Source organism: Actinosynnema sp. ALI-1.44 (assembly GCF_001984155.1).
GTDB lineage: Bacteria > Actinomycetota > Actinomycetes > Mycobacteriales > Pseudonocardiaceae > Kibdelosporangium.
Map to the genome: position 1 here is coordinate 480,271 of NZ_MTQO01000052.1, position 12,503 is coordinate 492,773.

Genomic DNA, 12,503 nt, shown 5'->3' on the forward strand with positions numbered 1-12,503 from the left:
GACCTGTCCACACATAGGCGATATCAAGCGGCAATCCTCGGCCGGAAGAATTCTCACTCGGTTTTCGCGCGCGAGCTTCAGCGACTCGCCACAGCCTGATCGGCCACTGTCTCGCCTGGACGGACGGTGGCTGCCCACGCCGCTTCGACCATGCGGAAGATCTCGTCCAGCGCGGCGTCCGGGTCGGCCGCTTCCCGGGCGAGCGAATAGGCGTCGACCGCGAATCTCGCGATCGTCCGGCATTCCGTTGTGGTCCGGGCCAGGTCGGGGTCGGCCGCGATCGCCGCTGCCAGGGCTTCCGCGTGGCGCAGCCGCATCGACTGCTCGTACTCCTGAAGCGCGGGTGTCTCGTCGATCATGCGCCAGATCGGGAGGGCCTCGGCGGCCGAGCAGTGTCGCACCAGGGCTTCGATCTCACGGCGCAGGGCGGGGATGAGCGGTTCGCCCGGTTCCCGGCCGGTGACAGCGCGGGCGAGGCGTTGTTCGAAGTTCTCGTCCTGCTCGAACACCAGGGCCTCTTTCGAGGCGAAGTGGGCGAAAACCGTGGTGACGGCGACGTCCGCCTCAGCGGCCACGTCCCGGATCCCGACCGCCTCGTACCCGCGTTCCAGGAAGAGGCGCAGGGCGGTGTCGGCGATCTTCTGACGGGTCGCCGCTTTCTTGCGTTCACGGCGGCCTGTGGACACGGTCACGGATTCACGCTATCAGAAACGACACACTAACAGTTAGGAAACACTAACCGTTAGTGCTACGGTCGGTCTCATGAAGCGAGTGAGTTTTGCCGAGTTCGGCGGCCCGGATGTCCTTCGGCTCGTGGACGCCGAGGTTCCGCACGCAGGTCCTGGCCAGGTACGCGTCGCCGTGCGAGCCGCGGGCGTGAACCCCGTCGACTGGCGTGTTCGGGAGGGCCAGCGGCAGCGGACCCATCCGATCGAGTTGCCGTCCGGGATCGGCCAGGACGCCGCCGGGGTGGTGGACGAGGTCGGCGACGGCGTCGAAGGAGTCGCGGTCGGCGACCACGTGTTCGGGCGGGGCTCGAACACCTATGCCGAGTTCGCCGTGCTGTCGGCCTGGGCCCGGATGCCCGAGGGCCTGACGTTCGAAGAGGCGGCCGGGTACCCCTCTGTGGTGGAGACCGCCCTGCGCATCATCCGCGAGGTGGGCGTCCAACCTGGACAGACGCTGCTGGTCAGCGGCGCGTCCGGCGGAGTCGGGTCGGCGGTGCTGCAGATCGCCCGCGACCGTGGCATTACGGTCATCGGCACGGCCGGGGCCGCGAACCAGGACTACCTGCGCGACCTCGGAGCTGCCGCCACGACCTACGACGAGGGCTGGGTTGAGCGGGTGCGGCGAATCGGCCGGGTGGACGCGGCTCTCGACTTGGCGGGGTCGGGCGTGATCCCTCAACTCGTGGAGCTGACCGGGGATCCGCGGAAGGTGATCACCATCGCCGACCTCAGCGCGCCGGAACACGGCGTCCGGTTCTCCGGCGTGACCGGGAACGTGCCTGACGCGCTCGTCGAAGCCGTTTCCCTGATTTCGCGGGGAAAGCTGCGCATCCCGATCGAGAAGTCCTACCCGCTCGCCGAAGCCTCGGCAGCGCACATCGACAGCCAAGCCGGTCACACACGCGGCCGCCGGGTCATGGTCATCTGAACACGACAAGCGCGCCGGTCCACTGACGACCGGCGCGCCTACCCGAAATCACGCCTTGCGCATCGCGCGAGTACCCACGAACAGACCGAGAGCCGCGACAACGACAGCAGCGGCCAGACCGGCGAGCACGGTCCCCGAAGCGATGGTTCCGTTGAACAGCAGGCGTTCGGCGTCCACGACATAGGTCAACGGGTTGAACTTCGCCATGGTCTGCAGCCACTGCGGCCCGTTGTCGATCGGCAGCATCATCCCGGCCAGCAGCAACAGGGGGAACAGCAACGTCTGCTGCACGCCCCAGAACATCCACTCCTGGTCCTTCGACGCCAGCGCCAGCGTGTACGACAGCGCACCGAGGCCGACGCAGAAGATCGCCAGGATCACCAGGCCGATCGCCGCTCCGCCCACGTTCAGCGTGAACCCGAAAGGCATGGTCACGAGCACAAGCAGAACCGTCTGGGCCAGCATCGGGACGATCTCCTTCAGCGCCCGCCCCATGATCAGCGCGGGCCTGCGCAGCGGGGAGACCAGCATCCGTTCGTGCGAGCCGGTCTGCATCTCGTACAGCAGGTTCGAGCCGGTCATCGACGTGCCGAACAGGCACGACATCACCACGATCCCCGGTACGAACCACTGCAGCGACGAGTCGCCGGGCAGCAGCGGCGCGAACAGCGCCAGGAAGAACAGCGGCTGCACCATCGTGAAGATCACCGAGAACGGGTTGCGCAGCACCGGCCGCAGCTCACGGCTGAACACGGTCAGGGTGTCGGCGACGATGCCGGTCTTCGCCACAAGTGCGGTGGTCATGCCTTCTTCTCCTTCAGTGAAACGTCTTCGCGCAGGCTGCGGCCGGTCAGGGTGAGGAACACGTCGTCGAGCGTCGGCCTGGTCACCTCGACGCTGGCCACTTCGAGCAGCGCGTCGTCGAGTGCCCTGAGCAGTTTCGGGGCGATCTGGGCTCCGCCCGGCACTTCCAGGACGACCTGTGCGCCGGATTGGCTCACCTGCGCGCCTTCCGCGATACCGAGCGCGTGGTGGCCGATCACGCGTGCGGCCTGGGTGGCGTTGTCGAATGTCAGGGTGATGCGGTCGCCCGCGTGTTCGGCCTTCAGACGCGCCGGGGTGTTGTCGGCGATGATGCTGCCGTGGTCGATGACGATCACGCGCTCGGCCAACGAGTCGGCTTCGTCGAGGTAGTGCGTGGTCAGCACGATGGTCGTGCCGTGGTCGGCGCGCAGGCGTTGGATGTGCTCCTGCAGGTTCGCCCGGTTCTGCGGGTCGAGACCGGTGGACGGCTCGTCCAGGAACAGCAACGCAGGCGCGTGGATCAGGCCCATCGCGATGTCGAGCCTGCGCCGCTGCCCACCGGACAGTTTGGACACCACGCGGTCCGCGACCGCTGACAGGTCCAGTGATTCGACCAGTTCGTCGGCACGGGCCCGCGCGGCGGACGCCGTCATCCCGTACGCGCGGCCCTGGCTGACCAGTTCGTCACGGCCGCGCTGGCTGTGGCCCGCGCCGTTGCCCTGACCGATGTAGCCGATGTGGCCGCGGACCTCGCGCTGCTGGGTGCGGACGTCGAACCCGGCCACCCGAGCCGTACCGGACGTGGGCGCAAGCAGGGTGGTGAGCATCCGCAGGGTGGTCGACTTGCCCGCGCCGTTCGGCCCGAGCAGCGCCACCAGCTCACCGGTGTCGACGCGCAGGTCGAGCCCTTTGACAGCTTCGACCGTCTCGGTCCGGACGGTGAAGTGCCTGGTCAGTCCGCTTGTCTCGATCATCGCTTCGGTCATGGCGGCAACGCTAGAATCTATTCAGGTCAGTTTCTGGCCGCAACGAATGGGAATCTGGATTCATGGCGAACACAAGTGCACGGATGCTGCGACTGCTGTCGTTGTTGCAGACCCACCGGTACTGGCCGGGCAGCGAACTGGCCGAGCGGCTCGAGGTCAGCGCGCGAACACTCAGACGCGACGTCGACCGGCTGCGCGAACTGGGCTACCCGGTGGACGCGAGCCGCGGCGTCGCGGGCGGCTACCAGCTGCAGTCAGGTGCGGCGATGCCGCCGTTGCTGCTCGACGACGAGGAAGCGGTCGCGATCGCGGTGGGGTTGCGCACCGCGGCGGGTGGGGCGGTCGACGGCATCGAGGAGACGTCGATGCGCGCGTTGACCAAGGTCATCCAGGTGATGCCGCCGCGGTTGCGCCGCAGGGTCGAAGCGCTGCGGAGCTTCACCGTGCCGACGTTCTGGGGCGGTTCGGCCGCGAACTCGACGGTCGACGCGATGTCGTTGACGGTGATCGCGTCGTCCTGCCGTGACGACGAGCGCCTGCGGTTCGGCTACACCGCCCACGACGGCAGCGAGACCAAGCGGCACGTCGAACCGCATCGCCTGGTGTCGCTGGGCCGCCGGTGGTACCTGGTCGCGTGGGACGTGGAACGGCACGACTGGCGGACGTTCCGCGCCGACCGGATCGTCGACCCGAAACCGACCGGCGCCCGGTTCCGGCAACGGGACCTGCCCGGCGGGGACGCGGGTGCCTTCGTGCGCGACCGGTTGAACACCCGGCCGACGCAGTACGAGGCGATCCTGGAGTTCAAGGCACCGGCGAGCACGGTCAAGGAGCAGGTCGCGCACTGGGGCACCGTCGAACCGATCACCGAGGAGACCTGCCGCCTGACCATGCGGACGGACACGTTCGACTGGCCCGCCCTGATCGCGGGCACCATCGGCGTCGACTTCGAGGTCGTCCAGCCGCCGGAACTGCGCGACCACATCCGCACCATGGGCGAACTGTTCCTGCGCCACACGGCGTGAACAGGCGATACTGGCGGCCATGAACTGGGTGCTGCACGTCGACCTCGACCAGTTCATCGCCGCGGTCGAGGTCGCACGGCACCCTGAGCTGAAGGGCAAGCCGGTCGTGGTCGGCGGCACGGGCGACCCGACGCAACGCGCGGTCGTGGCGACGGCGTCCTACGAGGCCAGGGAGTTCGGTGTGCACTCCGGCATGCCGCTGCGCACCGCCGCGAAGAAGTGCCCCGACGCGATCTTCCTGGCGAGCGACGCACCCGCGTACGAGGAGGCGTCCGAGCGGGTGATGGCCGTGCTGCGGGAGTTCCCGGTCGTCGTGGAGGTGATCGGGTGGGACGAGGCGTTCGTCGGCGCGCGGACCGAGGACCCGGAGGCGCTGGCGGCGGACATCCGGACGGCTGTCGCGCAACGGACCGGGCTGTCGTGTTCGGTGGGCATCGGGGACAACAAGCTGCGCGCCAAGATCGCCACCGGCTTCGCCAAGCCGGCCGGGACCTACCGGCTGACCAGGGACAACTGGGTGGCTGTGATGGCCGGGCGGCCGGTCGACGCGCTGTGGGGCATCGGGCCGAAGACCACGAGGAAGCTCGGGGAACTGGGGTTGGCGACGGTCGAGCGGCTGGCCAGGGCGGATCCGGCGGTGCTCGCCAAGCGGTTCGGGCCGAACATGGGGCCCTGGTACCGGACGCTGGCGCTCGGCGCGGGTGACCCGAACGTCGAGGCGACGCCGTACGTGGCGAAGTCGCGCGGCCGTGAGGTCACGTTCCAGGAGAACATCAGCGACCAGGCCGAGATCGAGGCGCACGTGGCCGAACTGGCTGACCGGGTGGCGCGGGACGTCGCGGAGGAGGGCCGTCCGGCGGCGCGGGTCGCGGTGAAGGTCCGGTTCGCGCCGTTCCTGACGCACACCCGCAGCATCACGTTGCCGTCGCCTAGCAGCGATCCGGCTGAGATCCGGCGGGCGGCGTTGGAGGTGCTCGGTCTGTTCGAGGCGCGCAAGCCGGTCCGCCTGCTCGGTGTGCGGGCCGAATTCCCGGTCAGTGCGGAAGAAACGCGTTGAGGAACGTCATCGTCGTCTCGCCGGGCCCGATGGCCTGCAACTCCTCCGGCAGGACGATGTAGCTGAAGAGGGTGCCGACGTAGATCACGCGCAGCAGGTGGCGCTGTTTCTCGCTCGCTTCGGAACCGTCGGCGACCTTGGCGTCCTGCAGCAGCCGGACGCCGGACGTGAACGTGTCGACCAGGGTGGCGTGCAGCTCCGGCCGCCGGGTTCCTTCGAGCAGCAGCTCCATCATGGCCCGGTACCGGTCTTTGTGGACGGTCACGGACTCGTCGAGCACCTGGGCGAGGATCTCCACCAGCGCCGTGCGGTCGAGGGTGCCGTCGCGTTCGGCGCGCAGCTGCGAGATCCACTCGAAATGCAATTGCACGACGCGCCGCACGGTCGCCTCCAGCAAGGCGTCCCGCGACCGGAAGTAGTTGGACGTCGTGCCCTTGGGGACGGCGGCGGTCTCGTCCACCGACCGGTGTGACAGCCCGTGCGTGCCTTCCTTCGCCACGATCGCGATGGCGGCGTCCGCCAGTGCGTCGCGGCGTTGCTGGTTGACCGGTGGCACGGCTGGTACCTCCCCTGGAGTCTTCCGGGAGGGCGAGTCTACGTGCCGGTCCGCTTGTCGCCGTCGGCCCTTCGTTCCCGCTTGCCGCGCGCCAGCTCGGTGCCGAGCGCGTCGAGGCGCTGCGTCCAGAACCGCCGGTAGCGGTCCAGCCACACGTCGATCTGCTTGAGCGGTTCCGGGTCCACGGAGTAGAGCCGCCGTGTGCCGTCCGGGCGGACGGTGGCGAACCCGTTTTCCCGCAGCACCTTCAGGTGTTGCGAGACGCCGGGCTGGGAGATGCCGAACTCCTCCTGGACGACCGCGCTGATCTCACCGGCGGCCCGTTCCCCGTCGGCGAGCAGTTCGAGGATCCGGCGCCGCACCGGGTCCCCGAGCACATCGAACGCATGCATACCTTCATTAAAACGACCCATACTTATATAAGTCAAAGTCTATTCGCAAGGCATGACCGATAGATCCGATGTATCTCTGGCCATCAAACAAGCCCCCAGACGAAGGCACACTGTTCCATAACGTTGATTTTAAGGCTCTAACCAGCTGGTACACGGTGAGACAAAAATCGATCGGAAGCGGAACGCCAGTGATCGGTTACGATCAGATTCGCCGATTCGGGCCGCAGAGCTACTACCTTTGACGTCTGATTGGGGTCGTTCGATGTCGCACACCCGCCGCACCATCCTCAGAGCAGGCAGCGCCATCGGCGCCGGGGCCGCGATCGGCGGGCTGCGGACCTTCACCGCGCAGGCCGAACCCGTCGACCGGCCCGCGTCCGTCCACCTGGTGCCCGACGAGGAAGCCACCACCTTCTGGCACCGCGCGCCCGCGGTGGAAGACAGGATCATGGAGCAGGGCCTGCCCGTCGGCAACGGCAGGTTAGGCGCGTTGATCGGCGGCAACCCGGCTGGCGATTCGTTCTACATCACCGATGTCTCGCTCTGGGCGGGCGACAGGAACGACGTGCTCGACAACGACGGCCAGTTCCCCTACGAACGCGTGCACTTCGGCACCCTCAACGTCCTGGCGCAGGCGGCGGTGGCCATCGCCGAGCACACGCCGAACGCGATCAACAGGTACCGGCGCACGCTCGACATCAGCAACGGCATCGTCACGACCACGTACGAGTACAAGGGAACCAGGTACCGGCGCGAGGTCTACGCGAGCCACCCGGACGACGTGATCGTCATGCGGCTGACCCGGGACGGCCGGGGCACGCACACGGGCACGATCTCCCTCGCGGGCACCCACGGCGAGCCCACAGTCAACGGGGCGTTCGACGGCAGGCTCGACAACGGCCTCAAGTACGCGGCGGTCGCGCAGGCGACGAGCCGGGGCGGCCGGATCGGCTTCACGGACAACAAGGTCACGTTCACCGACTGCGCCGAGGTCGTCATCGTCATCAGCGGCGGCACCAACTACGTCCCCGACCACAGCGTCGGGTACATGAAGGCGGACGCCGACCCGTTGGCGATCGCACGGGACAAGGCCGCCAAGGCGCTCAAGGCGTCCGGTGCCGCGCTGCTCGCCACGCACGTCCGTGACTACCAGTCGCTGTACAACCGGATGAGAGTCGACTTCGGACGGTCGTCGCGCACCCAGCGGTCAATGGACACGTGGTCGCGGCTGGTCGTGCGCGGCACGCCCGGCGCGCAGCCGGACCCCGAGCTCGAAGCGGGTTACCTGCAGTTCGGCCGTTACCTGATGATCACGGGCTCGCGGGACAACCTGCCGTTGAACCTGCAGGGGCTGTGGCTGCACAACAACACCCCGGACTGGATGGCCGACTACCACACCGACGTCAACGTCCAGATGAACTACTGGATGGCCGACCGGGCCGGGCTGCCGGACTGCTTCACGCCGTTCGTCGACTACTGCCTCGCGCAGCTACCCGGCTGGACCAGGACCACCCAGGAGTCGTTCCTCGATCCACGCAACCGGTTCCGCAACAGCTCCGGCAAGGTCGCCGGTTGGGCGGTGGCGTTCTCCACGAACATCTACGGCGGCTCCGGCTGGTGGTGGCACCCCGGCGGCAACGCCTGGATCTGCAACTCGCTGTGGGAGCACTACGAGTACACCCAGGACCGCGCGTACCTGGCGAAGATCTACCCGCTGCTCAAGGGCGCCTGCGAGTTCTGGGAAACACGCCTGGTGCTGGACCCGGTGCGCCAGAAGCTCGTGGCCGACAAGGACTGGTCGCCCGAACACGGGCCGCAGGACGCCGTCGGCATCACCTACGCCCAGGAACTGTGCTGGGACCTGTTCGAGCACTTCCGCGCCGCGACCGCGATCCTCGGCAAGGACCGGGCGTACGCGCAGACGATCGCCGGGCTGCAGGACAGGCTGTACATGCCCGAGGTCAGCCCGAAGAGCGGCTGGCTGCAGGAGTGGATGAGCCCGGACAACCTCGGCGAGACCACGCACCGGCACCTGTCCGGCCTGATCGGGTTCTTCCCCGGCAACCGGATCACCACGGACACCAGCCCGAAGGAGCTCGTCGAAGGCGTGCGGCAGCAGCTGATCGCCCGTGGCATGGACAGCTTCGGCTGGGCGTGCGCGTGGCGCGCGCTGTGTTGGGCACGGTTGAAGGACGCCGAGCGGGCGTACCAACTGCTGCTCAACGTGCTGCGGCCGTCGGTCGGCAACGGCAACGGCACCGCGCCGAACCTGTTCGACATGTACAGCCTGGGCAGCTACACGATCTTCCAGATCGACGCCAACTTCGGCGCGCCGTCGGCGATGCTCGAAATGCTGGTGTACTCACGGCCCGGCGTGATCGAGCTGCTGCCCGCGTTGCCCGCGGCGTGGGCCAGGACCGGCTCGATCACCGGAGTCGGCGCGCGCGGCGGTTTCACCGTCGACGTCTCATGGCGCGACGGCAAGGTCACGAGCGCGACCGTGCACAGCACCACGGGCACGGAAACCGTGGTGCGGTTCGGTTCGTGGCGCAGGAACATCCGGCTGCGCCCCGGCCAGAGCGTTACCGTCCGGCCGTAGTCTTCCTCAGGCGCCCACCTCGCCCACGAGCCTTCGCAGGTAGTGGGCGAGTTGGGCCCTGTCGTGCTCCTCCCAGCTTCGCGTCAGTTCGTCGAACACGGTGCGTTGCCAGTTGCGCGCGTCCGCCAACAGCTGCTCTCCCGACGGGGTCAGCCGCACGACCGTACGCCTTTTGTCCATTTCGGACTCCGCGCGGACCAGGTAGCCCGCTTGGGCGGCGTCGCGGACCATCCGGCTCGCGCCGGAGTGGTCGAGGCCGAGCTGGTGCGCGATCGCGTTCACGGTCGCCTCACCGCCTCTCGATGCCGCCTGACCGGCGGTGTGCACCGCCTCGACCGCCTGGATGTGCTGGACGTGGCGGAGCTCGCCGGTCAGCTCCGCGGACGCGCGCGCACTCCACCGTCTGGACCAGAAGCGGACGAGCCGGAACAACGCCGGCCCGCCATCGGCGTCACTCAGCATGCCCCAGCCTACATCGTGTGCGAATCGCACGTATAGTAGGTGCGAATCGCACGCATTGGAGGACACGTGGGCATCGTGCTGAACCACATGATCATCCCGGCGGCCGACAAGGACCAGGCCGCGAAATTCCTGGCTGACCTGCTCGGACTCGACGTCGGCGCGCCCGCCGGGCCGTTCGCGCCCGTCCAGGTCAACGACGACCTGACCCTGGACTTCGACGACCGACACGGCAGCAGGCCGGGGCACTACGCGTTCCTGGTCGACGACGCGAAGTTCGACGGGGTGCTGGCGCTGCTGGCCCGGCACCCCGACATCGACTACGGCTCAGGCCGCGAACACGGCTGGGACCGCGCCATCAACCACCTCGGCGGCGGCCGTGGCGTGTACGTGCGCGACCCGAACGGGCACAGCTACGAGCTGTTCACCGCCGTCCCCCACTGAGAGGCCGAGCAGCTCCGGTTTGTCGGCCAAGGCGAGCCAATGCCGGGCGGGATCGGCGACGAGCCGCCGCTCGGCCAGGTCCAGCAGGCCGGAGACGCTCCGGACGGTCGCCGCCAGCGTGCCGCCCGGCTTGTGGATGTGCTGCTCGACGGTGAAGACGTCCGTCATTTCGGGCTCCAGATGTAGGGCGTGGTGGTGACCACCGGCGTGAAGCCGAGGCGTTCCAGGATGGGGCGGCTGTCGTCGGACGCGTCGACCCACAGGTACCGGACGCCCAACTCGACCGCCAGCCGTGCCCGGGTCGCGACGAGAGCGCGGTAGATGCCCCTACCACGCCACCGCGGCAGCGTCGTGCCGCCGAACATGCCGATGAACTCCTTGTCCTGCTTCGTGTTCAACCACCCCGCCGACACGACCTCGCCGTCGGCCTCGGCGACGAACACGATGAGGTGCCGCTTGCGGGAGATCAGGTTGGGCGCGAGCCAGGAGAGGATGTCCGGCCCCCACACGTGGGCGTTCATCGCCGCTATCCGGTGCATGTCGGCGTCGGCGTCGGTCCGGCGGATCCGCACGCCGTCCGGCAGTGCGGATTCGGCCGCGAAGTCCGCCGCGGCGCCGACCATCACGGTTTCCTTCTCGTCCGGCACGAAACCGGCCGCCAGCAACCTGTTCGGCAGGTCCGCGGGCAGGTCGTGGGCGCGGGTCTTCCACTCGACGGCCTCACCACGGGCGGCGTAGAAGTCACGCTGCCGGGCGATCAGCGCGTCGAGGTCGTCCACACCGGAAACGTCACGCGGCGAGCTCACGAAACCTTGGCGTTTGCCGACCACCCGGACAACCGGGCCGTCGGGTTCCACGTGGACGCCGTCTTCCATGTCGGTGTGCTCGGACGGCCTGACATGCCGGTCGTACGCCTCGAGCAGCGGTGTGACCAGGTCGATCCGCAACTGGGGCAGCACACGGCCGGGGATCGACCCGGACGGCGTCTCGCCGGTCTTGACGGCACCCATCGCGGCGTAGAAGCCTTCCGCGTACGGTTCCGCGTCGATCCTCAGGACCGTGAAACCTTTGGCACGGGCGGTGTCCATGGCGTGCTGCCAGAGCTGTTTGCCGAGCCCTCTGCCGATCACGTCCGGTTCGAGCCACAGGTTGCCCAGCTCGCCCTCGGGGACAGACCCGTCGAGGCTGTAGAAACCCACCAGCCGCTCGCCGTCCACGGCCACCACGAACAAGCGGTTGGCCAGGTCCTGCGGCGTGAACGACAACTCGGCCCGGCAGGCGTCCAGGAATGCCTGGTCGTATCCCCAGTGCGCCTTGGACCGCAATGCAAGCTCCCCCAACGCGACGGCCTCGTCGGGCCGCGCGGCGCGTAACACGATTTGAGCCACGGCATCGATACTCTCATCGGGCGCTACTGATTTTCGCAGGTCAGAGCGCGTGTTAACCTGAGTTTGCAATCGTTTTCCGCCGCTGAGGCCGGGTGCTGCCGCTATGCCGACGAACTCCCCCACCCTCAAAGAGGTCGCGCAGCGGGCAGGAGTGCACGTCACCACCGCGTCGCGAGCCCTCAACCCCGCGACCAGCTCACTGGTCAACCCCGCGACGATGCGCCGCGTGCAGGCCGCCGCCCGTGAACTGCGCTACCAGCCCAACGCGATGGCCCGCGGCCTGAAGACCTCGCGGTCGATGTCGGTCGGCGTGCTGCTGCCGGACCTGACCAACCCGCTGTTCCCGCCGATCGTGCGCGGGATCGAGGACGTGCTGGCCGCATCCGGCTACACCACGCTGATCGCCAACACCGACAACGACCTGGAACGACAGCGCACCCTGTTCGACACGTTACGCGCCCGCCAGGTCGACGGCGTGATCATCGCGACGGCCCGCCGGGACGACACGCTGTTCGCCGAAGCGCACCAGCAAGGCCTCCGAATGGTGATGGTCAACCGACGGGTCGACCAGTCCGACATCCCGTCGGTCACCGGCGACGACCACGACGGAATCGCGATGGCAGTCCGGCACCTGATCGAACTCGGGCACACCCGCATCGCACACGTCGGCGGCCCGCAGCACACGTCGACCGGGCGCACAAGGCAACGCGCCTACCGGCAGGCGCTCGACGACGCCGGAATCGAACTCGACCCCGGCCTGCTGGTCACCGCACAGGAGTTCACCGAGGCCGAAGGGGCGACGGCGGCGCGAGCGATGTTCGAGTCAGGCAAACGCCCGACCGCAGTGGTCGCCGCCAACGACATGATCGCGCTGGGCTGCCTCGATGTGTTCGCCGAGCGACGGATGCGATGCCCGAGGGACATCAGCCTGGTCGGGTTCAACGACATGCCGTTCGTCGACCGCCTGACACCACCGCTGAGCACGGTGCACGTGCCGCACTACCAGATCGGCGCGGAAGCAGCGCGGATGCTGCTGGAAAGACTGGCAAACCCGGACCTACCAGCGAAGTCGATCACACTGCCCGCGACACTGGTACTGCGTGAGTCGACCGCAGCACCGAAGGTGTGACCGGAACG

The 12,503-nt window shown here is 68.2% G+C and carries 13 protein-coding genes; 6 read left to right on the top strand and 7 right to left on the bottom strand.

The features are described 5' to 3' along the window. Positions 1-77: 77 nt before the first annotated feature. Positions 78-692 carry a TetR/AcrR family transcriptional regulator gene (locus ALI144C_RS40175; protein WP_076992451.1) on the bottom strand — a complete coding sequence of 205 codons (615 nt, stop codon included), beginning with the start codon at positions 690-692 and terminating at the stop codon, positions 78-80. 70 nt (positions 693-762) lie between these two features. Here ALI144C_RS40175 and ALI144C_RS40180 point away from each other — a divergent pair, with 70 nt between their 5' ends. Continuing rightward, entirely contained in the window at positions 763-1,656 is an 894-nt protein-coding gene (locus tag ALI144C_RS40180; RefSeq protein WP_076992452.1) for an NADP-dependent oxidoreductase, read from the top strand. Positions 1,657-1,704: 48 nt separating this feature from the next. Here the strand turns inward: ALI144C_RS40180 and ALI144C_RS40185 are convergent, their stop codons facing one another. Both ALI144C_RS40185 and ALI144C_RS40190 read right to left on the bottom strand, forming a co-directional pair. Next, positions 1,705-2,460, bottom strand: coding sequence for an ABC transporter permease (locus tag ALI144C_RS40185; RefSeq protein WP_076992453.1), 756 nt, complete (start codon positions 2,458-2,460; stop codon positions 1,705-1,707). Continuing rightward, complete coding sequence (locus ALI144C_RS40190) at positions 2,457-3,434, bottom strand: ABC transporter ATP-binding protein (RefSeq protein WP_076992816.1); 978 nt, start codon at positions 3,432-3,434, stop codon at positions 2,457-2,459. Before ALI144C_RS40190 ends, ALI144C_RS40185 begins: the two co-directional genes overlap by 4 nt. A 74-nt stretch (positions 3,435-3,508) precedes the next feature. Between ALI144C_RS40190 and ALI144C_RS40195 the strand changes: the two genes are divergently transcribed. Further along, the gene (locus ALI144C_RS40195; RefSeq protein WP_193441267.1) at positions 3,509-4,471 is read left to right on the top strand and encodes a helix-turn-helix transcriptional regulator; all 963 of its coding nucleotides are present in this window, start codon (positions 3,509-3,511) and stop codon (positions 4,469-4,471) included. Positions 4,472-4,490: 19 nt separating this feature from the next. Continuing rightward, complete coding sequence (locus ALI144C_RS40200) at positions 4,491-5,528, top strand: DNA polymerase IV (protein ID WP_202819164.1); 1,038 nt, start codon at positions 4,491-4,493, stop codon at positions 5,526-5,528. Here ALI144C_RS40200 and ALI144C_RS40205 read toward each other — a convergent pair. Both ALI144C_RS40205 and ALI144C_RS40210 read right to left on the bottom strand, forming a co-directional pair. Beyond that, positions 5,506-6,084 carry a TetR/AcrR family transcriptional regulator gene (locus ALI144C_RS40205; protein ID WP_076992456.1) on the bottom strand — a complete coding sequence of 193 codons (579 nt, stop codon included), beginning with the start codon at positions 6,082-6,084 and terminating at the stop codon, positions 5,506-5,508. The genes ALI144C_RS40200 and ALI144C_RS40205 overlap by 23 nt on opposite strands. A 38-nt stretch (positions 6,085-6,122) precedes the next feature. Then, complete coding sequence (locus ALI144C_RS40210; RefSeq protein ID WP_076992457.1) at positions 6,123-6,476, bottom strand: ArsR/SmtB family transcription factor; 354 nt, start codon at positions 6,474-6,476, stop codon at positions 6,123-6,125. 262 nt (positions 6,477-6,738) lie between these two features. On the opposite strand from ALI144C_RS40210, the gene ALI144C_RS40215 reads away from it, so the two are divergent. Next, complete coding sequence (locus ALI144C_RS40215) at positions 6,739-9,075, top strand: glycosyl hydrolase family 95 catalytic domain-containing protein (protein WP_076992458.1); 2,337 nt, start codon at positions 6,739-6,741, stop codon at positions 9,073-9,075. A gap of 6 nt (positions 9,076-9,081) precedes the next feature. Here the strand turns inward: ALI144C_RS40215 and ALI144C_RS40220 are convergent, their stop codons facing one another. Then, on the bottom strand, positions 9,082-9,537 hold the full coding sequence (locus tag ALI144C_RS40220) for a MarR family winged helix-turn-helix transcriptional regulator (RefSeq protein WP_076992459.1): 456 nt from the start codon (positions 9,535-9,537) through the stop codon (positions 9,082-9,084). 66 nt (positions 9,538-9,603) lie between these two features. Between ALI144C_RS40220 and ALI144C_RS40225 the strand changes: the two genes are divergently transcribed. Further along, positions 9,604-9,978 (top strand): VOC family protein, encoded by a 375-nt coding sequence (locus tag ALI144C_RS40225; protein WP_076992460.1) that lies wholly within the window; start codon positions 9,604-9,606, stop codon positions 9,976-9,978. 164 nt (positions 9,979-10,142) lie between these two features. Here the strand turns inward: ALI144C_RS40225 and ALI144C_RS58075 are convergent, their stop codons facing one another. Then, complete coding sequence (locus tag ALI144C_RS58075; RefSeq protein WP_143231147.1) at positions 10,143-11,366, bottom strand: GNAT family N-acetyltransferase; 1,224 nt, start codon at positions 11,364-11,366, stop codon at positions 10,143-10,145. 103 nt (positions 11,367-11,469) lie between these two features. Here ALI144C_RS58075 and ALI144C_RS40240 point away from each other — a divergent pair, with 103 nt between their 5' ends. Then, positions 11,470-12,495 (top strand): LacI family DNA-binding transcriptional regulator, encoded by a 1,026-nt coding sequence (locus ALI144C_RS40240; protein ID WP_076992461.1) that lies wholly within the window; start codon positions 11,470-11,472, stop codon positions 12,493-12,495. Positions 12,496-12,503 lie beyond the last annotated feature (8 nt).